At 73.5% G+C, this 25043-nt stretch carries 21 protein-coding genes, 1 pseudogene and 1 riboswitch; of the genes and pseudogenes, 10 read left to right on the forward strand and 12 right to left on the reverse strand.

Annotated features, from left to right (window positions below):
• Positions 1-2715, reverse strand: a complete 2715-nt coding sequence (locus ACH4UK_RS11665) for a DUF5682 family protein (RefSeq protein ID WP_398355865.1) — start codon at positions 2713-2715, stop codon at positions 1-3.
• Positions 2712-3836, reverse strand: a complete 1125-nt coding sequence (locus ACH4UK_RS11670) for an AAA family ATPase (RefSeq protein ID WP_398355866.1) — start codon at positions 3834-3836, stop codon at positions 2712-2714. Before ACH4UK_RS11670 ends, ACH4UK_RS11665 begins: the two co-directional genes overlap by 4 nt.
• Before the next feature lie 224 nt (positions 3837-4060).
• On the opposite strand from ACH4UK_RS11670, the gene ACH4UK_RS11675 reads away from it, so the two are divergent.
• Positions 4061-5506, forward strand: a complete 1446-nt coding sequence (locus ACH4UK_RS11675) for an SWIM zinc finger family protein (RefSeq protein ID WP_398355867.1) — start codon at positions 4061-4063, stop codon at positions 5504-5506.
• Between the two features lie 64 nt (positions 5507-5570).
• Complete coding sequence (locus ACH4UK_RS11680) at positions 5571-7220, forward strand: DUF5691 domain-containing protein (RefSeq protein ID WP_398355868.1); 1650 nt, start codon at positions 5571-5573, stop codon at positions 7218-7220.
• A gap of 183 nt (positions 7221-7403) precedes the next feature.
• Here the strand turns inward: ACH4UK_RS11680 and ACH4UK_RS11685 are convergent, their stop codons facing one another.
• Complete coding sequence (locus ACH4UK_RS11685; RefSeq protein ID WP_319598284.1) at positions 7404-7817, reverse strand: cobalamin B12-binding domain-containing protein; 414 nt, start codon at positions 7815-7817, stop codon at positions 7404-7406.
• Between the two features lie 359 nt (positions 7818-8176).
• Here ACH4UK_RS11685 and ACH4UK_RS11690 point away from each other — a divergent pair, with 359 nt between their 5' ends.
• Both ACH4UK_RS11690 and ACH4UK_RS11695 read left to right on the forward strand, forming a co-directional pair.
• A complete protein-coding gene (locus ACH4UK_RS11690) occupies positions 8177-9070 on the forward strand; it encodes an esterase/lipase family protein (protein WP_398355869.1) in 894 nt (297 codons plus the stop codon).
• 205 nt (positions 9071-9275) lie between these two features.
• Positions 9276-11102, forward strand: a complete 1827-nt coding sequence (locus ACH4UK_RS11695) for a peptidoglycan DD-metalloendopeptidase family protein (RefSeq protein WP_398355870.1) — start codon at positions 9276-9278, stop codon at positions 11100-11102.
• 60 nt (positions 11103-11162) lie between these two features.
• Here ACH4UK_RS11695 and pcrA read toward each other — a convergent pair whose 3' ends face one another.
• The gene (gene pcrA / locus ACH4UK_RS11700) at positions 11163-13601 is read right to left on the reverse strand and encodes a DNA helicase PcrA (RefSeq protein ID WP_398355871.1); all 2439 of its coding nucleotides are present in this window, start codon (positions 13599-13601) and stop codon (positions 11163-11165) included.
• A gap of 290 nt (positions 13602-13891) precedes the next feature.
• Positions 13892-14058, forward strand: a riboswitch (cyclic di-AMP (ydaO/yuaA leader).
• 7 nt (positions 14059-14065) lie between these two features.
• Between pcrA and ACH4UK_RS11705 the strand changes: the two genes are divergently transcribed.
• Positions 14066-15253 (forward strand): NlpC/P60 family protein, encoded by a 1188-nt coding sequence (locus ACH4UK_RS11705; RefSeq protein WP_398355872.1) that lies wholly within the window; start codon positions 14066-14068, stop codon positions 15251-15253.
• 55 nt (positions 15254-15308) lie between these two features.
• Here ACH4UK_RS11705 and ACH4UK_RS11710 read toward each other — a convergent pair whose 3' ends face one another.
• Positions 15309-15662 (reverse strand): hypothetical protein, encoded by a 354-nt coding sequence (locus tag ACH4UK_RS11710; RefSeq protein ID WP_398355873.1) that lies wholly within the window; start codon positions 15660-15662, stop codon positions 15309-15311.
• A 245-nt stretch (positions 15663-15907) separates the two neighbouring features.
• On the opposite strand from ACH4UK_RS11710, the gene ACH4UK_RS11715 reads away from it, so the two are divergent.
• Positions 15908-16969, forward strand: coding sequence for an NlpC/P60 family protein (locus tag ACH4UK_RS11715; protein WP_398355874.1), 1062 nt, complete (start codon positions 15908-15910; stop codon positions 16967-16969).
• 15 nt (positions 16970-16984) lie between these two features.
• On the opposite strand, the gene ACH4UK_RS11720 is transcribed toward ACH4UK_RS11715, so the two are convergent.
• Both ACH4UK_RS11720 and ACH4UK_RS11725 read right to left on the reverse strand, forming a co-directional pair.
• The gene (locus tag ACH4UK_RS11720; protein ID WP_030579654.1) at positions 16985-17680 is read right to left on the reverse strand and encodes a response regulator transcription factor; all 696 of its coding nucleotides are present in this window, start codon (positions 17678-17680) and stop codon (positions 16985-16987) included.
• Entirely contained in the window at positions 17677-18963 is a 1287-nt protein-coding gene (locus tag ACH4UK_RS11725; RefSeq protein WP_398355875.1) for a PspC domain-containing protein, read from the reverse strand. The genes ACH4UK_RS11720 and ACH4UK_RS11725 overlap by 4 nt, the downstream gene beginning before the upstream one ends.
• A 218-nt stretch (positions 18964-19181) precedes the next feature.
• Here ACH4UK_RS11725 and ACH4UK_RS11730 point away from each other — a divergent pair, with 218 nt between their 5' ends.
• Positions 19182-20531: a PspC domain-containing protein gene (locus tag ACH4UK_RS11730; RefSeq protein WP_398355876.1), complete on the forward strand. Its 1350-nt coding sequence runs from the start codon at positions 19182-19184 to the stop codon at positions 20529-20531.
• Positions 20518-20781, forward strand: a complete 264-nt coding sequence (locus ACH4UK_RS11735; RefSeq protein WP_398355877.1) for a hypothetical protein — start codon at positions 20518-20520, stop codon at positions 20779-20781. The genes ACH4UK_RS11730 and ACH4UK_RS11735 overlap by 14 nt, the downstream gene beginning before the upstream one ends.
• Here ACH4UK_RS11735 and ACH4UK_RS11740 read toward each other — a convergent pair.
• From ACH4UK_RS11740 to ACH4UK_RS11755, 4 genes are all read right to left on the reverse strand, one after another.
• On the reverse strand, positions 20688-21197 hold the full coding sequence (locus ACH4UK_RS11740; protein WP_398355878.1) for a DoxX family protein: 510 nt from the start codon (positions 21195-21197) through the stop codon (positions 20688-20690). The two genes, ACH4UK_RS11735 and ACH4UK_RS11740, sit on opposite strands and share 94 nt — an antisense overlap.
• 119 nt (positions 21198-21316) lie before the next feature.
• Entirely contained in the window at positions 21317-22585 is a 1269-nt protein-coding gene (locus ACH4UK_RS11745; RefSeq protein ID WP_398355879.1) for a hypothetical protein, read from the reverse strand.
• 158 nt (positions 22586-22743) lie between these two features.
• The gene (locus ACH4UK_RS11750; RefSeq protein WP_398355880.1) at positions 22744-23064 is read right to left on the reverse strand and encodes a hypothetical protein; all 321 of its coding nucleotides are present in this window, start codon (positions 23062-23064) and stop codon (positions 22744-22746) included.
• 45 nt (positions 23065-23109) lie between these two features.
• Positions 23110-23304 (reverse strand): hypothetical protein, encoded by a 195-nt coding sequence (locus tag ACH4UK_RS11755; RefSeq protein WP_398355881.1) that lies wholly within the window; start codon positions 23302-23304, stop codon positions 23110-23112.
• 273 nt (positions 23305-23577) lie between these two features.
• Between ACH4UK_RS11755 and ACH4UK_RS11760 the strand changes: the two are divergent.
• Both ACH4UK_RS11760 and ACH4UK_RS11765 read left to right on the forward strand, forming a co-directional pair.
• Positions 23578-23724: pseudogene (locus tag ACH4UK_RS11760) on the forward strand (RNA polymerase sigma factor); the annotation flags it as partial.
• A gap of 95 nt (positions 23725-23819) precedes the next feature.
• Positions 23820-24182, forward strand: a complete 363-nt coding sequence (locus ACH4UK_RS11765) for a hypothetical protein (RefSeq protein WP_398355882.1) — start codon at positions 23820-23822, stop codon at positions 24180-24182.
• Here ACH4UK_RS11765 and ACH4UK_RS11770 read toward each other — a convergent pair.
• Entirely contained in the window at positions 24172-24927 is a 756-nt protein-coding gene (locus ACH4UK_RS11770) for an SAM-dependent methyltransferase (protein ID WP_398355883.1), read from the reverse strand. The genes ACH4UK_RS11765 and ACH4UK_RS11770 overlap by 11 nt on opposite strands.
• Between the last annotated feature and the right edge of the window lie 116 nt (positions 24928-25043).

Genomic DNA, 25043 nt, shown 5'->3' on the forward strand with positions numbered 1-25043 from the left:
TCATTCGGCCGCCTCCGGGGGCTCGGACCGGTGGCCGAGCAGCAGACGCAGCACCGGCTCCACCGCGTCGGCCCTGGCCGGGTCGAGGCCGGGTCCGAAGCCTCCGGGCACCCGGCCGGCCTCGCCCCGGCGCGCGCCCTCGGGGGCGGGCCCGCGCCGGACCAGCTCGCCCAGCGTGCGCCGTACGCCCGGTTCGTAGGCGGAGAACGTGCGGCGCAGCAGCGGCAGCACATCGGTGAACACGCCCGCCGGGACGCCGGTCAACCAGGCGTCGACGAGGCCGAGCAGCCGCTCGTCGTGGACCAGCAGCATGCCGCCGCCCGACGCACCGCCGACGAACCCCTCGATCCAGGCGGCGGCGTCGGCGGGCGGGGTTCCGGGCGAGAGAGCAAGCCCCATCAGCCGGGCCGCCTCGTCCTCCGTCAGCCGTCCCTCGTCCAGGAGCAGCCGGGTGGCCCGGCCCCGGATGATGCCGGCGACCGCGTCCCGGGCCGCCAGCTTGTGCAGGACGGCGTCCCAGCGCTCCCGCAGCCCTTCGGCGGGGGCCGTTCCGGCGACCAGCAGCCCGATCGCACCGTGCACGGCCTCCACCTGACGGCGCAGCGCCTCGGCCCCGTCGGCGTCGAGGCCGGTGCAGGCGGGCGGCAGACCGACGCAGATGCGCTCGGCGAGTCCGGCCGCGACCTCCGCGAGCGCCGCCGTGTCCGTGGAGCGCACGTCCCCGTACCGCAGGGAGCGGGCCAGAGCGGGCAGCGCGTCCGCGAGATGGCCGACGTCCGCGTCGAGCGCGGCCCGGTCGGCGAGGGCCTTCATCACGACGGGCAGCGCGTCGGGCAGTTCGGCCAGGAGGCAGCGCTCGGCGAGAGCGGTGACATCGACCAGTGCGGTCTCCGTCAGGGCCTGCGACGCGGCCTTCGCGGTGGCGGCGGTGAGGACGGTGGTGCCCCATACGCCTGCCTCCGCGACCCGGACGTGCAGTTCCGGCTCCCAGCTCAGCCGCCAGCTCTCCCGGAAGGTGCCGGTGCTGCCCCGCCCCGCCACCGGGTCGCCCCAGCCGACGTCGAGGAGGCGCAGCCGGTGCAGGAGGCGGCTGCGGGCGGCGTCGGTCTCCTTGCGCAGGTCGAGGTCGAGCTCGCGCTCCGACGCCTCCGGCTTGAGCCGGAGGGTGCGCTGGCTGCGGGTCAGGTCCCGTTGCAGCGGGACGGCCGGGGCGGTGTCCGGCACCTCACCGAGGGTCTCGCCGACGATGAGCCGCTCCCGGACCAGGGCGAGCGGGACGTCGGACCCCTCGCACATGACGGCGCGCACCGCGTCGGTCGTCTCGCCGAGACCGGCCAGCGGCCGGCCCCGCAGGGCGGCGAGGGTCTCGGCCAGCCGGACGGCCTCGATGACATGGGCGGTGGAGACGAACCGGTCCTCCTCGCGCAGCATGCCGGCGACCTTGGTCATCCATCGCTCGATCGGCCGGTCGGCCACGTCGAAGAGGTGCCCGTACCAGCCGGGCGAGTCGATGCCCGCCCCGTATCCGCTGTGCCGGGCGAGCCTGCGGTGGGTCCACGGCACCCAGGTCAGGTCGGTCCTGACCTTCGGGAGTCCCTTGAGCAGCGCGCGGTCGGCGGCGAGAGTGGTCCGCGCGGAGAGCGCGGGGACGTGCCAGGCGCCGCAGACGACAGCGACGTCGTCCCCGAACTCCTTGCGCGCGGCGCGCAACTGGATCCGCATGTAGGCCTCGCGCACCGCGTCCCGGGGCTGCCCGCCGTCGCCGTAGGCCTCACGGAGAGCGCTCATGGCCTCGGCCAGTGCGACGAACGGCGCCAGTGCGTCGCCCTCTTCCCCCGCGACCCCGGACGGGCTGCCACCGGTGCCACGGCCGGTGCCGGCAGCCGCGCTCGCAGCCGTGCCGGCAGGGGTGCCGCCGCCCGGTGAGCGGTGCTCGACGACGTCCTCCCACCAGCGTTCGGGGTCGTCGTATCCGGCGGTCTCGGCGAGCACCCGGATCGGGTCGACGACCGGTGTGACCGCTTCCTCGGCCCGTTCCTGCGGCCTCTCGTCGCTCCCGGCGGCCGGCGCGGGCTCCTTGAGCGCGAGCGAGTGGGCGGCGGGCAGGTCGATGAAACGCACCGGGACGTCGTGGTCGAGGGCCCAGCGGATCGCCACCCACTCCGGCGAGAACGCGGCCATCGGCCAGAACGAGGCCCGCCCCGGGTCGTCCACGGCGTGCGCGAGGAGCGCGACCGGGGGACGCATCTGCGGGTCGGCGGCGAGCGGCAGCAGCGCGTCGCCCTCGGGCGGTCCCTCGATGAGGACGACGGCCGGGCGGGCCGCCGCGAGCGCGGCGAGGACCGCACGGGCCGACCCCGGGCCGTGATGCCGCACCCCCAGAAGCCAGGGCCCGGCGGCTGCCACGGGCCCGGCGTCGCCCGTCCCGGTCGTGGCCACCACAGCCCCCGCGACCGCAGACCCCGCCGGCACGGCCCCCGCCGCGTCGGCCACCACCGTCACCTCGGTGCCGGTCGCATCGGTACCGGTCGCGTCGGTACGTGTCACATCGGCCACCGTCACACCGGTACCGGTCGCATCGGTGCCGGTCGCATCGGTGCCGGTCGCATCGGTCACCGCCACATCCGTGCCGGTCACATCGTTGCCGGTCGCGATACGGCCCGGCGTCGCGGGGCCGCCCGTCGTCGCGGGGCGGGCCACCTCTGCGCTCCTCATCCGGATACCTCGCGGCAGGCGCGGTAGAAGTCCTTCCAGCCGTCCCGCTCCCGGACCACGGTCTCCAGATACTCCTGCCAGACCACCCGGTCCGCCGCGGGGTCCCGGACCACCGCGCCGAGGATTCCGGCCGCGACGTCGCCGGGGCGCAGGATGCCGTCGCCGAAGTGCGCGGCGAGGGCCAGGCCGTTCGTCACGACAGAGATCGCCTCCGCGGTGGAGAGCGTGCCGGAGGGGGACTTGACCTTGGTGCGCCCGTCGGTGGTCACCCCGTCGCGCAGTTCACGGAAGACCGTCACCACGCGCCGGATCTCGGTGAGGCCTTCCGGCGCCGCGGGCAGGTCGAGCGAACGGCCGATCTGGTCGACGCGCCGGGACACGATGTCGACCTCGGCGTCCGGGGTCGCGGGCAGCGGGAGCACGACGGTGTTGAACCGGCGGCGCAGCGCGCTGGACAGCTCGTTGACGCCGCGGTCCCGGTCGTTGGCCGTGGCGATGAGGTTGAACCCCCGGACGGCCTGGACCTCCTGGCCCAGCTCGGGGACGGGGAGCGTCTTCTCGGACAGGATCGTGATGAGCGAGTCCTGCACGTCGGCGGGGATGCGGGTCAGCTCCTCGACCCGGGCAGTCATCCCCTCGGACATGGCCCGCATCAGCGGACTGGGCACCAGGGCGTCGCGGCTCGGGCCGTGGGCGAGCAACTGGGCGTAGTTCCACCCGTAGCGGACGGCTTCCTCGGGCGTCCCGGCGGTGCCCTGCACGAGCAGCGTCGAGTCACCGCTGACGGCGGCGGCGAGATGCTCGGACACCCAGGTCTTGGCCGTCCCCGGGACGCCGAGCAGGAGCAGCGCCCGGTCGGTGGCGAGCGTGGTCACCGCCACCTCGACCAAACGGCGCGGGCCCACGTACTTCGGTGTGATCACCGTCCCGTCCGGCAGGGTCCCGCCCTGCAGATAGGTGGCGACGGCCCAGGGCGACAGCCGCCAACGGGCGGGCCTGGGACGGTCGTCGGCGGCCGCGAGCGCCTTCAGCTCATCGGCGAACGCGTCCTCGGCGTGCGGGCGCAGGGCCTCGGCGCCTGCCCCCGGCTCGACGGCCGCAGCGGTTTCGGGCACGGTCATGGATCCCCCTCCAGATCGGTCGACCTGATGTGGTTCCCACCGTGCACCATGCCACTGACAACGGGCCCTGACCTGCGGTCATGCCCCCCCCTGCGCGAGCATGCGGGACCGGCCGGGTGCGGAGGAGCAGGAGGAGGGCGAGGAGGAGCGGGTCGGATCCCGCTCGGGGCCGCTGCTTCGCAGGTCAGGGGGGACTGTCAGTGGTGCCCTCTACCGTCGGGGACATGCTGCTATCTCATGGGGGAGAACCCTCGCCCACCGGCGGGCCGGTGGCGCGCTGGACGGTGGAACAGGTGCTGGCACTGGCTCCTGACGACGCATCGCGCAAGGCGGGCAGCCGACTCGGTTCGGCCGGCCCGTGGTCCGGCACGGGGTGCGACGCGGCGGGCGCGGTGTGGGGGCTGTGCAAGGGGAGCGGGAGCACGCCGTATCGGACCGTGGTCGACACCACCGGCCCTGCCTACCAGTGCAGTTGCCCCAGCCGGAAGTTCCCGTGCAAGCACGCGCTGGGGCTGCTGCTGCTCCGGGCCTCCGACGATGCGGCGTTCCGTCAGGCCGAGCCGGCCGACTGGGCCGCGCCGTGGATCGAGGGCCGGCGCGGACGCGAGGCGGCCAAGGACCGGGTCACGGCGGGCGGGGCCGCGGCGCGGGGGCCCGCCGACACCGACGCCGCCAGAAAGCGGGCGGAGCGGCGCAGCGAGCGCGTCACGGGCGGGGCCCAGGAGCTGGAACAGCGGCTGGGCGACCTGCTGCGCGGCGGACTCGCGGCGGCCGACCGCTCGGAGTACGGCCTGTGGGAGGAGACCGCGGCCCGCATGGTCGACGCCCAGGCACCCGGGCTGGCCGCCCGGGTGAGGGAGCTGGGCGCGATCACCGGTTCCGGTCCGGGCTGGCCGGTCCGTCTGCTGGAGGAGTGCGGCCTGCTCCATCTGCTGGACACGGCCTGGCTCGGCCGGGAGCGGCTGCCGGACCCACTGGCCGCGACGGTGCGCACGAGGGTGGGGCTGCCGATGTCCGCCGAAGGCCCTCCGGTCCGTGACCGCTGGCTGGTCCTCGCGCAGTACGACACCCCGGACGGCAAGATCGTCACCCGCCGGATCTGGCTGTACGGAAGGGAGTCGGGCCGCACGGCTCTGCTGCTCTCGTTCGGCGCGGCGGGCCGGTCCCCGGCGCAGGCGATGCCGGTGGGCGCGACGGTCGACGCCGAGCTGACGCCGTATCCGGGTGGCGGACAACTCCGCGCGGAGCTGGGCGAACAGTTCGGCGTCACCACCCCGTCCGGGCCACCACCGTCCGGGCCCCCTTCCGAGCAAACCTCCGGGCCCCCGCCGGGGATCTCCGCAGCCGCCGCGCCGGCCGTCTACGGGCACGCCCTGCGGGAGGACCCCTGGCTGGACGCCTGCCCGGTCACCCTGCGCGACGTCATACCCGTGCCGTCCAAGGACGGCTGGCAACTGGCCGACGCACACGCCGATTCCGCGCTGCCGGTCGCCCCGGCCGCGCTGTCCCGGCCGGGCCTGTGGAAGCTCGTCGCCCTGTCCGGCGGTGGGCCGGTCACCGTGTTCGGCGAGATCGGCCACCGCGGCTTCGACCCGTTCGCGGCCTGGGACCCGGGCGACGGGGAGGAGACCGGGCGCACGACGGTCGGGTCGGTCGTCCAACTGGTCTGACCCGGTCGCCCGGCCGGCCCGTCCCTGCCCGAGATCCGCGCATCCCTGCCACTGGAGGGGAACGATGCCTCGTACGACCACCACTGCCACCAACACCGCCGCGTCCACCGCGTCCGCCTCCGCCGACTCCCTCCCCTGGGAGGAGCTGGTCACCTCGGCGCTCCTGGGCACCGACCGCCGTCCGCCCACCCCACCCGGCGGCCCCGTGCCGGCCGATGCTCCCGCCGCCCTGCTGGACGCGGCCGCGCTGCACACCGTGCGGCAGCGGGCGGGGCTGCGGCCCGCCGTGCCGGAGCCCCGGCCCGAGCCCGCCGCCCCGGATCCGCGCCCGGCGCTCCCCGAGGCCGCCCGGCACCGGCTCGCCCACCTGCTGGCCGACCGTGCCGCGCCCTCGGGCGGCGGGCGGCGCGGGACCGCACCCGACCTGACCGAGCTCATTCCGCAGTGGCTGGCCACCGCCAACCGGAAGGGATTCCGCGCCCCGGCCGCGCTGTTGCCGCCGCTGCTGGACGCCGCCCGCGCGCGTACGGACCTGCGCCCGCAGGCGCTCGCGTTCGCCGGGCCGCGCGGTCTGTGGCTGGCCGCGCTGAATCCCGACTGGAAGTTCGCCCTGCGGGGCTCCGCGAGCGGCGCGCTCCAGCCCGACATCACGGACCCGGAGTCGGTGGCCCTGCTGTGGGAGGAGGGACTGTTCGCGGAGCGGGTCGCCCTGCTCGACGCCGTACGGGCGCAGGATCCGCCCGCCGCGCTTGCCCTGCTGGCCACCACCTGGTCCGCCGAACGCGCCGAGGACCGGCTGATGTTCCTGGACTCCCTGCGGAACGGGCTCGGGGGCGACGACGAGCCGTTCCTGGAGCAGGCCCTGTCCGACCGCAGCCGCAACGTCCGGGCCACCGCCGCCGAGTTGCTCTCCGCCCTGCCCGCATCGGCACTCGCCCGACGGATGGCGGCCCGCGCGATGTCCTGCGTGAACCCGGACCGTACGGGGGGCGGCACATCCATCGCCGTGGAGGCGCCGCACGAGTGCGACGCGGGGATGCAGCGCGACGGCGTCGCCGCGGTCCCGCCGACGGGGCGGGGCGAACGGTCTTGGTGGCTCGGGCAGTTGGTGGAGGCCACCCCGCTCGGTGTCTGGGAGGAGCGGTTCGGCGGGCGTTCGCCCGAGGAGGTCGTGGCCCTGCCCGTCGCCGACGACTGGGCCGGTGAGCTGCACACCGCGTGGTGCCGGGCGGCGGTGCGGCAGCGGAATCCGCGGTGGGCCCCGGCCCTGCTCGGGCGTCCCTCGGCGCCCCCGGCGAGCGGCCCCGGGACGGCCTCGATAGCCGAGCGCTCGAAGCTCCTCACCATCCTGGACGAGGACGCGCGGGCCTCCTGGGTGGCCGAGTTCATCGCCGCGCACGGCTTGTCGGAGGCGTTCCAGCTGCTCGGGGTGTGCACGGTTCCCTGGTCCGGTCCGCTCGGGCGTGCGGTGGTCGACGCGCTCGACATCGCACGGGACGGCGGGAGTTATCCGTGGAGCTTCAGCGGGGTGATGGGCCTGGCGGAACGCTGCCTGGACCCGGCCGAGGCCGACCGGCTGGAGGTGCTGACGGCCGCGCAGGACGAACAGGAGGGGGCGTCACCGGGGGCGGGCGGCTACTGGTCGGAAGCCTTCCAGCGCCTGGTCTCCACGCTGCGGCTGCGCGCCGCGATGGAGGCGGAGCTGATGGGCTGACCCACGGAGAGCACGGGCCGACATCCCGGCGCGGAAAGCACGGGCCGACATCCCGGCCCTGCACGCACCCCCGTCCCGGCCTGCACGCATCCCCGCCCCCGGCCGGCACCGCACCGCATGGCCCCGCTCCGCCCCGCACGGCCCCGCGCGGTCCTGCACGTACAGGTCCGCGCGGGTCGGTGTTCAGGCCTGGGCGGCCTGGCGGACGTTGGCGTTGACCCACGTGACGATCTCGGTCGTCGTCGCCCCCGGGGTGAAGAGCTCCGCGACGCCCAGCTCCTTCAGCGGCGCGATGTCGTCCTCCGGGATGATCCCGCCGCCGAACACCTTGATGTCCTCCGCCTCCCGGTCCTTCAGCAGCTCGATCACCTTGGCGAACAGCGTGTTGTGCGCCCCGGAGAGGATGGAGAGGCCGATGGCGTCGGCGTCCTCCTGGATCGCCGTGTCGACGATCTGCTCGGGTGTCTGGTGGAGCCCCGTGTAGATCACCTCCATACCGGCGTCCCGCAACGCACGCGCGATGACTTTGGCCCCGCGGTCGTGGCCGTCGAGTCCCGGCTTGGCCACCACCACTCGGATCGGACCGGTCACACCCATCACTGCCTCCACATGGTCTCCCGCGCCTGAAGGGCCGGGGATGTGAACGAACGTTATCCACAGCATCCCGCAAGCCGCTGTTTCGCGGCAGCCGGGGAGGGGGAAATCACACATGGGACATGTTCGCCAGGCGCCGGCCCCCGCTCCCCGCTGGGTTTCGGCCCTGATCGACGAGACACCCCTTCAGGGGGAGCCGCAGCGAGGTCGTCGTACCACCGTGCCGCCAGCCGCACGGCACGGTGGTACGGCCCCCCGTTTCCCTGCCGTCCCCACCGCCCGCGGCCCTCGTGCCGACACCCCATGAGGGCATACGGGGCCCGGGGGCAGCCTCCCCCGTGCGCCCGTACAGGAGGTCGGCCGTGAAGCTGCTCCCTCTCCTCTCCCTGCTGCCCCGCCTGCCGGGCCCCCGGCTGTCGTCCGCGCTGCTCGGCGCCACCGCGCTGGAGCTGGTCGTCCTCGCCGGGCACCTGATCGTCTACCCCTTCGGCCTCACCCCGGAGCGCCGCCCGCCGGCCCGCCCGGGAAGCACCGGCACCGGCATCGGCACCGGCGACCCCGGTCCGGACGAGACGCCGCCCGGCACCACTCCCCTGCCGCTCACGGCCGCCGCCGCGCCGCCCGTCGTCCTGCTGCACGGCTTCATCGACAACCGCTCCGTGTTCGTCGTCCTGCGCCGCGCGCTGACCCGGCACGGCCATCGCCACCTGGAATCCCTCAACTACTCCCCGCTGACACGTGACGTCCGCACCGCCGCCGAACTGCTCGGGCGGCACGTGGAGGACATCTGCGCGCGCACCGGGCACAGCCGGGTCGACATCGTCGGGCACAGCCTCGGCGGGCTGATCGCCCGGTATTACGTACAACGGCTCGGCGGCGACCGGCGGGTGCGCACTCTGGTGACGCTCGGGACCCCGCACCGGGGCACCGCCGTCGCCCCCGGGGCGGGCGTTCACCCCATCGTGCGGCAGATGCGCAGCGGCTCCCCCGTGATCGAGGAACTGCGCGGGCCCGCCCCCGGCTGCCGGACCAGGTTCGTGAGCTTCTGGAGCGAGTTGGACCAGGTGATGGTCCCCGTCGAGACGGCGTGCGTCGACCACCCCGATCTCGACGCGGTGAACGTACGCGTCACCGGCATCGGGCACCTCGCGCTGCCGGTTCATCCGACGGTGGCCGCCGCGATCCGTGAGGCTCTTGAGGCACCGGAGGCCGAGGGGGACTCCAACGCCGCCCCCGGAGCGGCTTCCGTCGCCTGAAATAGAACACCACTCGAACGTAGGGCCAAAGCTGCGTCTGTCGTCCACCGAAAGGCGGCCGATTGCCCGTTTCCTACGAACGTAAAACCTGTCGAAGATTGTCGTCCTCACATACCGCCGGGTACAGTCGCGGCCACTGCTTCCCCCTGGGACACCCCTGACCGGGACCCAGAACAGTCCTGCTGCCGAGGCGAGAGAGAAGTTGGTGAACGACCAGCACCCCCACGCCGGGCACGTCGGGTACGACGACCGATCGACCGGAAGCTTCGACACCGACCCGCTCTTCGGCTCCCTTCCGGGCGGCCACGACACCGGATACGACGCGGGTCACCCCGCCGCCGGGTACGGCGACAGCACCTACAACAACGGCTACGACACCGCGTATGCGACCGGACAGCCGGACCACAGCGGCCAGTACGACGCCTCCGCGTGGAACACCGGCGCACAGCAGACCCTCACGTACGACGGCTACGCCGCCCAGGAGCAGGCCCCGCAGCAGTGGGACACCTCCGGGTCCTGGCAGCAGGTAGCCGACCAGGACCTCACCGGTCAGTGGGCGACCGCCGACACCGGCGCGTTCCCCACCACCGGCTTCCCCGAGGCCCCGTACGGCACCGACGCCTCCTACGCCACGAACGCCCCGTACGCCACGGAGGCGTACGGCACGGAGGCGTACGGCACCGGGGCGTACGAGACGGGCGCCTACGACGCCGTGGCGTATCCCGCCGACACCGCGTACGGAACCGGCGGCGTCCACGGGGCCGACGCCTACGAGACCGGGGCGTATCCGGTCGGCGCGTACGGCACGCCGGCCGTCGCCGCCGACACCGGGACCTACGCCACCACCGCCTTCACCACCGGAACGCTCGACCCGGGCACGCAGGACACCGGTTCCTACGACACCGGCGCGTACGACAGCACCGGTTCCTACGACAGCCCCGGCTCATACGCCGACACCGGCTCGTACGACACCGGTTCGTACGCCGACGCCGGCGGCTACGGCACGGCTGCGTACGACACCGGCGCCTACGACGCGACCGCCTGGAACTCCGGTGCCACGCCCGGGGACACCGCGTACGAGCCCGAACAGACGTCGTACCCGCTGTACGAACAGGCGTCGGCCGCTGTGGACGGTGCGGCCGAGGATCCTGCGACCGACCCCGCCTCCACCGCCGGGTTCACCGCCCTCGCACCGGACGCCGCGCCGGAGCCGGACGCCGAGGACGAGTCCCCGGCCCCGCACTCCGTGAACCGCACCGCAGTCCGTCCCCCCGCTCCCCGCAACCGGTCCCGCCGCCGCAGCCCCGCCAAGCGCTCCGCGCTGTTGACCGTCGCGGTGCCCTCCGCCTGTGTCATGAGCGTCGCGGGCATCGCCGCCGCCTCGGTCGGCGGGATGCCCGGTGGCGAGGAGAAGCAGGACGAGACGACCACCTCGCTGGCGGTCGCCGACCCCAGCACGGTCAAGCCGGTCGCCGCGAACAACCGGCTGGACAGCCAGCTGGAGCAGCTCTCCGAGGGCAGCGACGACTTCCGCGAGCGCGCGAGCCGCACCCAGGAGCGCATCGACCTGCGGGAGCGGCAGGCGGCGGAGAAGAAGAAGCGCGAGGAGGAGGCCGCACGCCGTGAGGCGCTGCGCCCCAAGTTCGTCCTGCCGGTCAAGCAGCACGGGCTGAGCGCCTATTACGGTCAGGCGGGCGTCAACTGGATGTCCGTGCACTCGGGCATCGACTTCCCCGTCTCGTACGGCACTCCGGTGATGGCCGCGACCGACGGCACCGTGCGCACCCAGCTGAACAGCGCCTACGGGGTCATGGCGATCGTGACCGCCGCCGACGGCACCGAGACCTGGTACTGCCACCTCAGCAGCACCAAGATCCGCTCGGGCCCGGTGAAGGCCGGTGACGTCATCGCGTACTCCGGGAATTCGGGCAACTCCACCGGTCCGCACCTGCACTTCGAGGTCCGGCCCGGCGGCGGCTCGGCGATCGACCCGCTGGCGTGGCTGCGCAGCAAGGGCGTCGACCCGACCTGACGGGCAGCGTGTGAAAAAAGGGGGGCTGCGGCCCCCCTTTTTCACGTTCGTCCGCGCGGTCTACAGCTTCTCGACCGGTGCGTACCGCAGCAGCAGCTTCTTCGGGCGCTCGTCGCCGAAGTCGACCGTCGCCTTGGCCTGGTCGCCGAAGCCCTCGACGGCCGTCACCGTGCCGAGCCCGAACTGGTCGTGCGTGACGCGGTCCCCGACGATGAGGGTGACCGTCGGCTTCTCCGTGCCGCGCCGGGTCGCGAAGCCCGAGGGGCCGGTGCGGGAGCGGGAGGAGGAGAGCGAGGACGTGATGCCGGAGGTGGGTCCGGCGGGGGCGGCCATCGGGCCCTTGCGCTTCCAGTCCAGGTGCTGTTCCGGGATCTCCTCCAGGAACCGCGACGGCGGGTTGTACGAGGGCTGGCCCCAGGCGCTGCGCATCGCCGCGCGGGTGAGGTAGAGCCGTTCGCGGGCGCGGGTGATGCCGACGTAGGCGAGGCGGCGCTCCTCCTCCAGCTCCTTGGTCTGGCCGAGGGCCCGCATGTGCGGGAAGACGCCGTCCTCCATGCCGGTGAGGAAGACGACCGGGAACTCCAGCCCCTTCGCCGTGTGCAGGGTCATCAGCGTGATGACGCCGGAGCCGTCCTCGTCCTCGTCGGGGATCTGGTCGGAGTCGGCGACGAGCGCGACCTTCTCCAGGAACTCCGCGAGCGTGCCGGCGCCCTCCTCGTCGCCGCGCTCCTGCTCGAATTCGAGGGCGACGGCGGCGAGTTCCTGGAGGTTCTCGATGCGGGTCTCGTCCTGCGGGTCGGTGGAGGCCTGGAGTTCGGCGAGATAGCCGGTCCGCTCCAGGACGGCTTCCAGCACGACGGCGGGTCCGGCGTTGGACTCGACGATGGTGCGCAGCTCCTCCATCAGCGTGTTGAAGCGCTTGACGGCGTTGGACGAGCGGGCCGCCATGCCGTACGCCTCGTCGACGCGGCGCAGGGCCTGCGGGAAGGAGATCTTCTCGCGCATCGACAGGGCGTCGATCATGGCCTCGGCGCGGTCGCCGATGCCGCGCTTGGGGACGTTGAGGATGCGGCGCAGCGGGACGGTGTCCTCGGGGTTGGCGAGGACCCGGAGGTAGGCCAGGACGTCCCGGACCTCCTTGCGCTCGTAGAAGCGCACGCCTCCGACGACCTTGTAGGGCAGGCCGACGCGGATGAAGATCTCTTCGAAGACACGGGACTGGGCGTTGGTCCGGTAGAAGACGGCGACGTCGCCGGCCTTGGCGTCGCCCGCGTCGGTGAGCCGGTCGATCTCGTCGGCGACGAACTGCGCCTCGTCGTGCTCGGTGTCGGCAACATAGCCGGTGATGCGGGCGCCGCTGCCGGCGTTGGTCCAGAGGTTCTTGGGGCGGCGGCTCTCGTTGCGCTCGATGACGGCGTTGGCGGCGGAGAGGATCGTCTGCGTGGAGCGGTAGTTCTGCTCGAGCATGATCGTCGTCGCGCTCGGGTAGTCCTCCTCGAACTGGAGGATGTTGCGGATGGTCGCGCCCCGGAAGGCGTAGATCGACTGGTCCGCGTCGCCGACCACGCACAGCTCGGCGGGGGCGTCGGCCTCTCCGGCCGGGCCGACCAGCTCCCGCACCAGGGTGTACTGCGCGTGGTTGGTGTCCTGGTACTCGTCGACCAGGACGTGGCGGAAGCGGCGGCGGTAGTGCTCGGCGACGTCCGGGAAGGCCTGCAGGAGGTGGACCGTCGTCATGATGATGTCGTCGAAGTCCAGGGCGTTGGCCTCGCGCAGGCGGGCCTGGTAGAGCGCGTACGCCTGGGCGAGGGTCTTCTCGAAACCATCCGTCGCCTGTCCGGCGAAGGTCTCCTCGTCGATGAGCTCGTTCTTGAGGTTGGAGACCTTGGCGGTGAAGGACTTCGGCGGGTAGCGCTTGGGGTCCAGGTCGAGGTCGCGGCAGACCAGGGCCATCAGGCGCTTGGAGTCGGCGGCGTCGTAGATCGAGAACGACGAGGTGAATCCGAGCTTCTTGGACTCGCGGCGCAGGATGCGGACGCACGCGCTGTGGAAGGTCATGACCCACATGGCGTGGGCGCGCGGGCCGACGAGCTGCTCGACGCGCTCCTTCATCTCGCCCGCGGCCTTGTTGGTGAAGGTGATCGCGAGGATCTGCCCGGGGTGCGTCCCGCGCTCGGCCAGCAGGTGGGCGATGCGGTGGGTGAGCACCCGGGTCTTGCCGGAGCCGGCCCCGGCGACGATGAGCAGCGGGGACCCGGCGTGCACCACGGCGGCGCGCTGCTCGGTGTTGAGCCCGTCGAGCAGCGCGGCGGCGTCGATCACCGGGCGCGGGTGGCCGTCCCGGTAGTACCCCTCCCGGGGCGGCGGGGGCGCGTCGTAGACGCTTTCGAAGAGTCCCTCCGGCACCGCTTCGGGCGCGTGGTCCTCGGGGGGCGGCGGGGGGCCGTCCTCCGCGGGCTGGAGGCCGGTCAGGAAACTGTCGTCAAAGAGGCTGCTCATCGCCTCCCGAGTTTAGGGGGCCGCACTGACAACCTTCCGCCGAAGCCCGAAAGCGGTCGCCCGCCGCCCTCCGGTCCGGCCGCCGACACGCCCGGACCGGGTACACACGGAGAACGGACGTCCACGTTCCGTGAAGGAGGGGCCGGTCGGAGGGGGTGCCGGGCCCCCGATCCGGAAAGGTCACGAAAATGTATCGGGCATATCGCTCATCGTCCTTCCCAGCGGCGGGGCCGGTTGGCTAGCGTGCTCGGTCAGGTGGCCCGTACCTCCCTGGGGCGAACCACGCCCGACGGACACCTCTGCCGAATCCGTCCTGCCGCCCTGGCCGTTCGGAACCGGGGACCCACACGCAGAACCGGGGTGAATCGGTCCGTGCCCTCGCATCCGGACCGTAGGACAGCCTTCCGTTCCGTCCGAACCCGACAGCTAACCCGGTAGGCGGTCCACGGAAGGAGATGCCGGTCTTGGCATCGCATCGCAAGCCGCGCACGAAGGTGCGCACCACCACCCCCGCCGTCGGGCTGACGACGGCCGCGCTGGCCTCCGTGACGCTGCTCTCCACGCAGAGCGCCACGGCCGCGCCCGCGGAGCCGAAGCCCGCCATCGAGGAAGTGCAGAAGAAGGTCGACGCCCTGTACCGGCAGGCGGGCAGCGCGACCCAGGAGTACAACCGGGCCAAGGCCGCCTCCGCGTCCCAGCAGACGAAGGTCGACACGCTGCTCTCCGACGTGGCGAAGCGGACGGAGAAGATCAACGAGGCGCGCCGCGCGCTGGGCTCGTACGCGGCGGCCCAGTACCGCAGCGGCGGCATCGCCCCCACGGCGACCTTCTTCCTGGCGGACGACCCGCAGGGGTACTTCGACCAGAGCCGGCTGATGGACCGGGCGACGGAGCGGCAGCAGAAGGCCGTCACCGCGTTCCGTTCGCAGCAGGCCTCGGCGGCGAAGAAGCGCGCGGAGGCGGTGAAGAGCCTGGAGACCCTCACCGAGACGCAGTCCACGCTCGCCTCGAGCAAGAAGGACGTGCAGACCAAGCTCACCGAGGCCCGCGGCCTGCTGTCGCGGCTGACCGCCGAGGAGAAGGCGCGGCTGGCGGAGCTGGAGCGCAAGAAGGAGGCCGAGGCGAAGGAGAAGGCGGCGAAGCTGGCCGCCCGGCAGGCCGCCGAGGCGAAGGAGCGGGCCGCGGCCGAGAAGAAGGCCCGCGAGGAGGCCGCGAAGGAGTCCGGCGGCGGTTCGGGCACGGGCTCCGGTTCCGGTACGGGCACGGGATCGGGCTCCGGCACCGGTGCGGGCGGCAGCTACGCCGCCAAGGCGCAGAAGGTGCTGGACTTCGCCCGCTCCCAGATCGGGAAGCCGTATGTGTGGGGCGCCTCGGGCCCGGCCTCGTACGACTGCTCGGGACTGACGCAGGCGGCGTGGCGGGAGGCGGGCGTGGACCTGCCGCGGACGACCTGGGACCAGGTGAAGGTCGGCACCCGGGTCGCCACGGCGGATCTCCAGCCGGGCGACCTGGTCTTCTTCTACGACGACATCAGCCATGTCGGCATCTACAAGGGCGACGGGATGATGATCCACGCCCCGAAGCCGGGTGCGAACGTGCGCGAGGAGTCGATCTACTACATGCCGATCTACGGGAGCGTGCGGCCGGCGTAGTACGCGTCCGGGGGCGGGGGCGGCCCGCGGCGGCCGCCCCCGCCCCCGGAGGGCCTCAGGTCCAGACCGTGGCGATGAAGATGTTGGCGACCGTCAGTCCGCCGACCGCCGCGAACGCGCCCTTGTCGACCTTCTCCTCGTCCCGCTTGACGTACACCAGGGCGAGGATCACGACCAGCACCGCCAGCTTGATGCCGATCTTGACGTTGTTCACGGCCTGGTCGTCGGCCTGGTTGAGGCCGACGAGGGCGATGCCGGTGACGAGCATGGTCAGCGCGCCGTGGAGCATGGCCGGACCGAAGCGGGCGGTGCCCTCTCCCATGGCCTTCATCTGCGTCAGGAAGCCGCCCAGCAGGGAGGCGATGCCGATGATGTGCAGGGCGACGAAGACATTGATGAGTACGTCCATGGTTCCGGAGCCTAGCCATGGCCAGGGTTTCACCATGCAGTGAGGTAAGCCTTCCTTGCGCGCTTTCCTCGACCCTGAGCGAATGGCCCCGTAATGAGGCCTTATTTCCGATCAGTTGCGGCTGGCGAAACGTCACATCAGGGCAATAGCTTTCATGGTGACCCTTTTCCCCGCGCCAGGATTAGCGTCCCTCCCGGACCCCCGGTATCCCCCGGCGGGCAGCCGACAGGAAGGACGCCACCCCCGTGGCAGCGCACCGGAAACCCAAGCAGCACCCGCTCACCGGCCCTGCTGCCCGCACCGCGGCCACCCTGGCGCTCGCCGGGGCGGCCACCGCCGGCTCGGTCACCGGGGCGGGCGCGGCCCCCGCCGAACCGGCCCCCACCGCCGCCCAGGTCCGGGCGAAGATCGACCGGCTGTACCACGACGCCGAGGTCGCCACGGAGCAGTACAACGGGGCGAAGGAGAAGGCGGCCACCGCCACCAGAACCGTCGAGTCCCTGACCGACGAGGCCGCCCGCCGCACCGACCGGCTCAACACCGCCCGGCACGCCCTGGGTTCGCTGGCCACCGCGCAGTACCGCAGCGGCACCCTCGACCCGGCCCTGCAACTGGCGCTCTCCTCCGACCCCGACGCCTATCTGCAACGCGCGTCCTACCTCGACCGGGCGGGCGACCGTCAGAGCGGCCTGCTGCACGGCATCCGGCGGCAGGTCTCCCAGATCACCCGCGTCAAGGCCCGCGCCGACCGGGAGACCGAACGCCTCGCGGCCCGCCGCGCCGAACTGCGCGAACACCGCACCGCGATCCGCGCCAAGCTGGCCGGCGCCCGCAAGCTGCTGGACACCCTGACCGCCGACGAACGCGCCGCCTACGAGCGCTCCGCCGACGCCCGGCACGGCGGCGGCCCCGCCCACGCCGACCGCTCCACCGCCCGCGCCTCGGTCGCCGCCTCCGGCTCCCGCGCCGCGCAGGCCATCGCCTTCGCCCACGGCGCGATCGGCAAGCCGTACGTCTGGGGCGCGACGGGCCCCAACGCCTTCGACTGCTCGGGCCTGACCCAGGCGGCCTGGAAGGCGGCGGGCGTCGGCCTGCCCCGCACCACCTACACCCAGATCAACGCCGGACAGCGCGTCTCCCGCTCCGAGCTGGCCCCCGGCGACCTGGTGTTCTTCTACTCCGGGATCAGCCACGTCGGCCTCTACATCGGCGGCGGCCAGATGATCCACGCCCCCCGCCCGGGAGCGCCGGTCCGCGTCGCGCCCATCGACCAGATGCCGTTCGCGGGCGCGACGCGGGTGGCGTAGCAGCGGGCTTCGGGCTCAGACCAGCCGTCGCGCCGTCGCCCACCGGGTCAGCTCGTGCCGGTTGGAGAGCTGGAGCTTCCTGAGCACCGCCGAGACGTGCGACTCGACCGTCTTCACCGAGATGAACAGCTGCTTGGCGATCTCCTTGTACGCGTACCCGCGCGCGATCAGCCGCAGCACCTCGCGCTCGCGCTGGGTGAGCCGGTCCAGGTCCTCGTCGACCGGCGGGGCGTCCGTGGAGGCGAAGGCGTCCAGGACGAAGCCGGCCAGGCGGGGCGAGAAGACGGCGTCGCCCTCCTGGACCCGGAAGACCGAGTCGACCAGATCGGTGCCGGTGATCGTCTTGGTGACGTAGCCGCGCGCCCCGCCCCGGATGACGCCGATGACGTCCTCCGCGGCGTCCGAGACGGACAGCGCGAGGAAGCGGACCGGGTTCTCGGCCGTGCCCATCATCGGGGCGCAGCGGCGGAGCACCTCGACGCCGCCGCCGCCCGGGAGGTGGACGTCGAGGAGGACGACCTCGGGGCGGGTCGCCGTGATGACGGTGACCGCCTGGTCGACGTCGGCGGCCTCGCCGACCACCTCGACGCCGGTCTCCTCGGTGCGGCCGATCTCGGCCTGCACCCCGGTGCGGAACATCCGGTGGTCGTCGACGAGCACGACCCGTACCCGTCGCTCCGGGCCCCCGGTGGCTTCGGTGTTCTCGGTCATTCGCTCGCCCTCTCCATCTCCAGCTCGACCTCGGTGCCCCCGCCGGGCACCGAACGCAGCCGGGCGCTGCCGCCGTTGCGCTGCATCCGGCCGATGATTGATTCTCGTACGCCCATCCGGTCCCCGGGAACCTCGTCCAGGTCGAACCCCGGACCCCGGTCCCGTACGGACACGAAGACCGTGCGGCCCTCGACCTCCGCGAAGACCTGGACCGCCCCGCCCTCGCCACCGTACTTGGCGGCGTTGACCATCGCCTCGCGCGCGGCCTGCATCTGGGCGGCCAGCCCCTCGTCGAGGGGGCAGTCGCCGACCACGACGACCTCCAGGGGCACTCCGTGCTTGTCCTCGACCTCGGCGGCGGCCCGTTTGACCGCCTCGGCCAGATTCTCCGGCTCGTCGTCCTCGTCCTTGCCGGTGCCCTCGGGGTTGTAGAGCCAGTTGCGCAACTCGCGTTCCTGGGCGCGGGCCAGGCGTCTGACCTCGCCGCCGTCGTCCGCGTTGCGCTGGATCAGGGTGAGGGTGTGCAGCACGGAGTCGTGGACGTGGGCGGCGACCTCGGCCCGCTCCTGGGCGCGGATGCGCATCAGCCGCTCCTCGGAGAGGTCCTGGGTCATCCGCACCAGGTAGGGGCCGGCGAGCAGGGCGATGCCGGTGAGGACGGCGATGGCCGCGGTGAGGACGTTGCCGAGCTGGGCGGCCGAGCCGCGTACGACCATGAACACGGCGAGACCGAGGCCGACGAGGGCCACTCCGGCGAGGCCCCGGGCCAGGTGCAGCAGTTTGCGGTTGCGGCCGGTCTCCATCCAGCGGGCGCGGCGGGCGTTGTCCGCCTGCCGCCAGACCAGGACGGAGCCCGCGCCGATCAGGAGCGTGGGCCAGATGTAGCGGTCGGCCTCGCTGCCCATGTCGACGTTGACGACGAAGGCGACCGCCCCGACGAGCAGCGCCACCAGCGCGAAGACCTGGCCCCTGTCCGGTTTGCGGAGCTTGCGGCGGCCGTCCACCGACGTCTCGAAGACCGAGCGCGGGGCCTCGACGCCGCCGACGCCGAGCGGGACGACGATCCAGAACACCGCGTAGAGCACCGCGCCGAGGCCGTCGGTGAAGAACAGCCCGAGGAAGAGGAACCGCACCCAGGCCACGGGCAGCCCGAGGTGTCCGGCGAGCCCGCGCGCGACGCCGCCGAGCAGCCGGCCGTCGGCGCTGCGGTAGAGCTTGCGCAGCGGCGGCTCCTCCGGATCGGCGGCGAGGGAGCTGGCGGCTCGGGTGGTGGCGGCTGGCATACCCCGATCGTCACACGCGCGGGCGCGGGGCGGCATCAGGGTCGGCCCCCGAGGAGACCCTGATTACCCGCTCCGGGCGGACGGACCCCGGCGCGCGGCCGGTCCGGGTGTCCGGTCTCCCGGTGTCCGGCCCTTCAGGGGCGTACGCGGTCAATATCAGGGACCGGCCAGGGTCGGCGCGGGTCCCGGCGGGCGGTCCGGCCCGTCACCATGGAGGCATGACCGCTCCCTCGGACGCCGCTCCCGGCGTCGCACCCCCCGAAGCGCCGAAACCGCAGCTGCGGCGCACCCCGCGGCAGAAGGTCGTCGCCGGGGTGTGCGGCGGTCTCGGCCGGTACTGCGACGTGGACCCGGTGATCTTCCGGATCGTGCTCGGGGTGCTGTCGGCGACCGGAGGCATCGGTCTGATCTTCTACGGCTTCGCCTGGCTGCTGCTGCCCGCGGACGGCGAGGACGAGAACGAGGCCCGCAAGCTGCTGTCGGGGCGGGTCGACGGGGCGTCCCTGGTGGCGCTGCTCCTGGCGCTGATCGGCTGCGGGCTGTTCCTGTCGATGCTGCACAACCGGGGCATGCTGGCGTTCGCCGCCCTGCTGACGCTGGCCGTCGTCGGCTTCTCCGTGTGGACGCAGTCCCGGCGGGGGACGGCCCCGGAGGACCCGGCGGCCCCGCCCGGCGCACCGGCGGCCGCACCCGGTCCCGCGCACACCGGCGGGCTCGGCACGCCGCCGCCGGAGGTGAAGGCCCCGCCGACGCCCGGCAGCCCGTCGTGGTGGCGGGACCCGATCATCAAGGACGGGACCACGGGGCCGGTCGGCTCCGGCTATCTCTGGGGGCCGCCGGACACCGACGTCGGTGCGGCGCGCGCCGGGGCGAAGGCCGGGCAGCCCACTGCGGACGCCCCGTTCCTGAGGCCGCGGCCGTCGGCCCTGCCGCGCGGGCCCCGTTCCATCGGCGGCCCGGTCTTCCTGACGGCGCTGGTCGCGGGCGGTCTGGGCACCGGGCTGAGCTGGGAGCAGCAGCCGTTGGGCACGGCGTTCCAGATCGGTCTGGTCGCCGCCCTCGCGGTGTTCGGTCTCGGCCTGCTGATCGCTTCGCTGCTGGGGCGGACCGGCTTCGGCACGGTGCTGATGGCGATGGTCACGGCGGGCCTGCTGGCGGGTGCGGCGGCGCTGCCGAAGGACATCAGCACGTCGTGGGCCCGCCAGGAGTGGCGGCCCGCCGCGGTGGCCGACGTCCGGCCGCACTACGACCTGAGTACGGGCGACGCCCGGCTGGACCTGTCCGGCCTGACGGTGCCCAGGGGCACGATCGTGCGCACCGGGCTCGATGTGGCGGCGGGGCGGGCGGGCGTCGTCGTCCCGAAGGACGTGACGGTGAAGGTGCGCGCGGAGACGGGCCTCGGGGAGATCCGGCTGGAGGAGGGGCAGCGGTTCCAGGTCCGGATCAACAGCGACGAGTCGACGCAGCGGACGCTGCCACCGCCGAAGGGCGCGCGGCCCGCCGGAACGATCGAACTGGTACTGGAAGTCGGCATCGGACAGGTGGAGGTCACCCGTGCTGCGTCATGAATTCAGGCCCGGCCGCGCGGTGGCGGGCCTGGCGATGCTGGCCCTGGCCGGCGGGTACGCGGCCGACGCGGCCGGGGCCTGGGAGGTCCCGTGGGCGTTCTTCCTGCCGCTGTTCCTCGGCGGACTGTGGCTGGCCGCGACGGTGACCTGGGCCGCCTACATGGTCCGGCGGCGGCGCGCGGCGAGGAAGGCGTCGGCGGAGAACACGGCGGCGCCCGCGAGCACCAGCGGCAGCCACGCCATCAGATAGGGCAGGTCGTTGCCGTAGTAGTACGGGGTGGCCTGCCAGCTCACGGTCAGCCAGAGGCTCAGCGAGATCAGCGCGCCGCCGAGCGCGGCGAGCCGGGCCCAGAGGCCGACGAGGGTGCCGAGGCCGACGAGGAGTTCGCCGATCGCGATGGCGTGGCCGAAGCCCTCGGGGTTCTTGAGCGCCAGGTCGACGAGGGCGGGGATCGCGGAGGAGTCGCGGACCCCGCGCATCATCTCGCCGATGGACCCGGTGCCGGTCGCGGACAGGAACGCGCTGTCCGTGAGCTTGTCGAGGCCCGCGTAGACGAAGGTGACGCCGAGGAAGATCCGCAGCGGAAGCAGCGCGTAGAGGCCTGCCTGCTCCTTCAGCGTCCTGCGCTCGCCCAGACCGTACGAACCGCCGCCGTAACCGTTCATCACCACTGCCCCGCTTCCCGAAGTCCCGTCACCTCGACCATACGTACGCCTCCGGCGCGCTGCTCACCAGGGCTGGGACGCGATCGGCGGCGGAAATTCGCCCGGGGTCGCGGCGGAGGTCAGTCCGTCACGTCGATCGGGCAGCGGTTGGTCTCCACCCCGGCGGCGGTGACGACCTGGACGTCCACGGTCCCCGGTTCGACCTCGACCGGGACGGGCACGGTGAGGGCGGTGTCGGTCGGGTTGGCGAAGCCTCCGGTGACCGGGATCAGGGGGACGTGGACGTGGACGGTGCCGATCCGTACGACGAGCCGGGCCAGCCGGTCGGGGCTGCCCGCGCCGGGCGGCACGAAGCCCGCGCCCCGGATCTCGATGTCGTCGCCGGTCCGGATCGGGGCGTCCAGGTCCCCGGCCTCCCGGGCCCGCACGACGGACAGCACGACGGGGCGGCCGCCCTCCGCGTACTTCCCGGCGAAGTAGGTCGCCGCCGAGACCGCCACCAGCAGCGCGAGCCCCCAGGGCAGATCGGGCAGCTGCTCGGGGCGGCGGGCCAGCCGGACCCCGGCGAACAGCACGGCGACGGCGCTGACCAGCACGTACTGCACATCGGTGAAGGAGCCGCGCCCGGAGTCGTCGGTGAGCAGGTCGGCGGCGCGCGGCCGGTCGGCGCGGAGCTTCTGGAGCCGCTGCGCCAGCACCCGCACGGTCACCACGCGGCGCACGACGACGGCGACCGCGCACACCAGCGCCAGCACGCTCAGCACCCCGGTGGACCGCACGAGGTCGAGGCCCTCGATCAGCGCGTCCCGGTCCTCCGGATCGGAGGCCCCGGCCAGTTGCAGCGCGAGGACGAGGACCGCGAAGACGGCGAACAGCACCCAGAGCGCGGCGACCGCCCGGGAGGTGGAGAGCCGGTTGTCCTCGCCGATCAGCGGGGCGAGGAGGCCGCCACGGGCGCGGTGGAGTCGGGCGGCGGCGGTGAGCAGTCCGGCCGTGACGAGGGCGGCCAGCAGCGCGGCGGTGCGGGCGGTGGACCAACCGGCCCCGATCGCGGAGACGCTCGCGCCGACCAGGAGGGCCCCGGCCGCGCCCCAGACGGTGAACAGGGTGCCCCGCCAGACCTGGTGGAGCCAGGCGTCCCCGGCCTCCCGGGCCCGTTCGGCGACGGTGCGGGCGGAACCGGTCAACTCGTCGGAGACCCACTGCCGGGACGCGGACGCGGACTGGGCGACCCCGGCGGGCAGGCCGTCGCCCGCCGCCAGTTCGTCGCGTCGGGCGAGGAACGCGGCGACCGCGCGCCGGTGTCCGTTGCGCGCTCCGTGCGGGCAGTCGCCGCAGGCACAGCCGCCGCCGTGCGTGCCGCTCGTCCTGGATTCGTCCAACGCCACGGAGGATTACGCCCTTTCCTGCCCCGGTACAGCCAACTCACTTGCGATATCCGCGAATTGTGCCGTACCGGGCGGCCGGGCCCCGCATCGGGGCGGGCCGGGGGCGGGTGTCGTCGACACGTTCGAATGATCCGCCGCGCGATGACGTCCCCGCGCCGTCATCCGAGCGGCAGCCACGAGGGCCACCAGCCCGGGATCCCGTCCGGCGCGCAGGACGCTTCCCCCACACCGGCCAGTCCATGCCAGAGGGCCATCGCGGGCCAGAGCGCCAGAACGGCGAACAGCAGCGCGCCCGTCACGGCCGGCCACCCGGCCCGCCCCGGTGCGGCACGTCGCGCCGACCACAGCCAGATCGCCAGTGCGGCGAGACCCACCAGCGCCGAACTCGTCAGCACATGGACCATGTCGGTCCCCGGCTCACCCCCGCCGCAGGCCCGCCAGGCCGCGCCGAGGAGCGAGGCGTGCAGATAGAAGGCCACGACGAAGAGCAGCCAGGGGGCGGCCGTGGAGCGTGCGGCGCCGTCCTACCGCGCGAAGCGGGCGCCCCAGGTGTCCGCCGCACACCGGCAGAGGTACCACCAGGCCAGCAGGCCGATCGCGGCGAGCACGCAGCGCGCCACCACCGGGAGGTCGCCCAGGACCGCCCCTCCGGGGCCGCCCACGGCTCCCAGCGCGGCCAGCCCCACCAGCCGCCAGTCGATCCATATGCCGCCTTGCAAGGGAAGTCCTTCGCTCCGGAATCCTGCGGAATCGGCGGCCACGCACCCTCGTGCGCGGCCGCCGCACGTCCCATCAGCGCGCGCGGCCGCCGGCCAGTCTATTGACGTGCTGCCGGCGGCCCCGCCCGCTGCCTCAGGACCGGGTCCAGAAGTCTCCTTCCGTGAGCCGGCCCCAGTCGTTGCCCGGTCCCCAGTTCTCCCAAAACCTCAGGTTCTGGAGCTCCTGGTCCGACGGCGGATTGACGGCGAAGTCGGCAGCCGTGGCGGCGATGCCCAGCGGGCTGCCGGGGAGAGCGCCCCGGCGCTGTGCGCACCGCGGCCCACCGCGGACCGCGCACGCTCGCCCGGCGGCTGGACCGCGAGGGAAGGCCGGTGACGGGCCGGACCGGCGACGCCCGGTCCTGTGCGCTCGTCTCCTGAACTCCCCGCACAGGACTTCTCCCCGGATCCCCGCCGTGCCATGGTTTCTGAGTCACCGTCAGGTGGCGGAGAACTCCGGCAGGGTGGAGGCGCCCATGGTGCAGGACCGGACACGCGTCTATCTCGCGCACCGGCAGACTTACGCCGCCTTTCTGACGGCCACGGATGCCGAGGCACGGGTGGCCTGGCACCGGTGGCGCGGCGACTACCCGGACCGGGAGCAGGCTCTCGCCGGGACCGACGCCGCCTACACGAGGACGCAGGCCGCGTTCAATGTGATCGACCTCGACGGACTGGACCCGGTCGAAGAGGCGCGGGCCCTCGTGGAGTGCATCCGGGGCATGCACACCGTCGATGACGAACCGGAAGGTGTCTGGGCGCGGTACACGGCCCTGCGCGCGGCCTTCGTCGAGGCCGCTCGGCAGCGGCTCGCGGACCATCTGCAGGTCAGGCGCTGAGCACCAGATAGGCGAGGGTCAGATACGAGCGGTAGCCGCCGTAGTAGCCGGTGCGGCGGGCGTCGACCTCGGCCGTCACCTCGGCGTGCAGCGGATGGTCCGGGTGCTCCAGCGCCCAGCGCTGCCCGCGTCCGATCGGCCCCTCGGACTCGAAGAGGTCCCATTCGCGCTCGTCGGCGACGGTGACCTGGAGCGCGCGCAGTCCGACGGACTCCGCCAGCCGGATCAGCTCCAGCAGTGAGCCGAAGTCCCCGGGCTCGGCCCCGATGCCCGCCAGCGCGGCCGGGGTCGGCTCCCGGAGCCAGACGCCCTCGCCGAACAGGACCCGCCCGCCGGGGCGCACGGTGGCGGCCAGGGCGGTGAGGGCCTCCCGGGTGGTGCCGGGCCAGGCGTGCGAGGAACCGATGGAGACGGCGAGGTCGTATCCGCCCTCGGCCCATCCGGCGGCGGGCACCTCGTGGAAGCGCACCCGGTCGGCGAGTCCCCGCTCCCCCGCGAGCCGGCGTCCGCGCGCCACGGCGGCCGGGTCGGTCTCGACGCCGTCCCCGGTGGAGCCGGGCGCGGCCTCGACGAGCCGCATCAGCAGTTCGCCCCAGCCGGATCCGAGATCGACGATCCGCGATCCGGGTGCGGGGTCGCAGGCGGCGATCAGCCGGGCCGCGTGTTCCTCGGAGAGCGGGGTGTTCCAGATGAGGCGGTCATTGCCGGCGGCGGACACGATGGCGCGGACTTCTTCGGCGGACATGAGCAGGGAGCCTGGCACGGGGCCCGGGGCCCGTGCCAGTGGTTTCCCGGGGCGGCGGTGGACCTCGCCGACCCGGCGGGCGGGCCGCTTACGCCGATGCCGCCGCCCGGAACGTA

It is taken from the genome of Streptomyces sp. NPDC020884, assembly GCF_044333935.1.
Lineage (GTDB): Bacteria > Actinomycetota > Actinomycetes > Streptomycetales > Streptomycetaceae > Streptomyces.

Excerpts from the sequence above, each read along its gene's own strand:
- ACH4UK_RS11765 (WP_398355882.1), top strand. The coding sequence starts at position 23,820 with ATGGTGCAGGACCGGACACGCGTCTATCTCGCGCACCGGCAGACTTAC.
- ACH4UK_RS11670 (WP_398355866.1), bottom strand. The coding sequence starts at position 3,836 with ATGACCGTGCCCGAAACCGCTGCGGCCGTCGAGCCGGGGGCAGGCGCC.
- ACH4UK_RS11680 (WP_398355868.1), top strand. The coding sequence starts at position 5,571 with ATGCCTCGTACGACCACCACTGCCACCAACACCGCCGCGTCCACCGCG.
- ACH4UK_RS11725 (WP_398355875.1), bottom strand. The coding sequence starts at position 18,963 with ATGCCAGCCGCCACCACCCGAGCCGCCAGCTCCCTCGCCGCCGATCCG.
- ACH4UK_RS11685 (WP_319598284.1), bottom strand. The coding sequence starts at position 7,817 with ATGGGTGTGACCGGTCCGATCCGAGTGGTGGTGGCCAAGCCGGGACTC.
- ACH4UK_RS11720 (WP_030579654.1), bottom strand. The coding sequence starts at position 17,680 with ATGACCGAGAACACCGAAGCCACCGGGGGCCCGGAGCGACGGGTACGG.
- ACH4UK_RS11710 (WP_398355873.1), bottom strand. The coding sequence starts at position 15,662 with ATGGACGTACTCATCAATGTCTTCGTCGCCCTGCACATCATCGGCATC.
- ACH4UK_RS11740 (WP_398355878.1), bottom strand. The coding sequence starts at position 21,197 with ATGAACGGTTACGGCGGCGGTTCGTACGGTCTGGGCGAGCGCAGGACG.
- ACH4UK_RS11770 (WP_398355883.1), bottom strand. The coding sequence starts at position 24,927 with ATGTCCGCCGAAGAAGTCCGCGCCATCGTGTCCGCCGCCGGCAATGAC.
- ACH4UK_RS11665 (WP_398355865.1), bottom strand. The coding sequence starts at position 2,715 with ATGAGGAGCGCAGAGGTGGCCCGCCCCGCGACGACGGGCGGCCCCGCG.
- pcrA (WP_398355871.1), bottom strand. The coding sequence starts at position 13,601 with ATGAGCAGCCTCTTTGACGACAGTTTCCTGACCGGCCTCCAGCCCGCG.
- ACH4UK_RS11675 (WP_398355867.1), top strand. The coding sequence starts at position 4,061 with ATGCTGCTATCTCATGGGGGAGAACCCTCGCCCACCGGCGGGCCGGTG.
- ACH4UK_RS11730 (WP_398355876.1), top strand. The coding sequence starts at position 19,182 with ATGACCGCTCCCTCGGACGCCGCTCCCGGCGTCGCACCCCCCGAAGCG.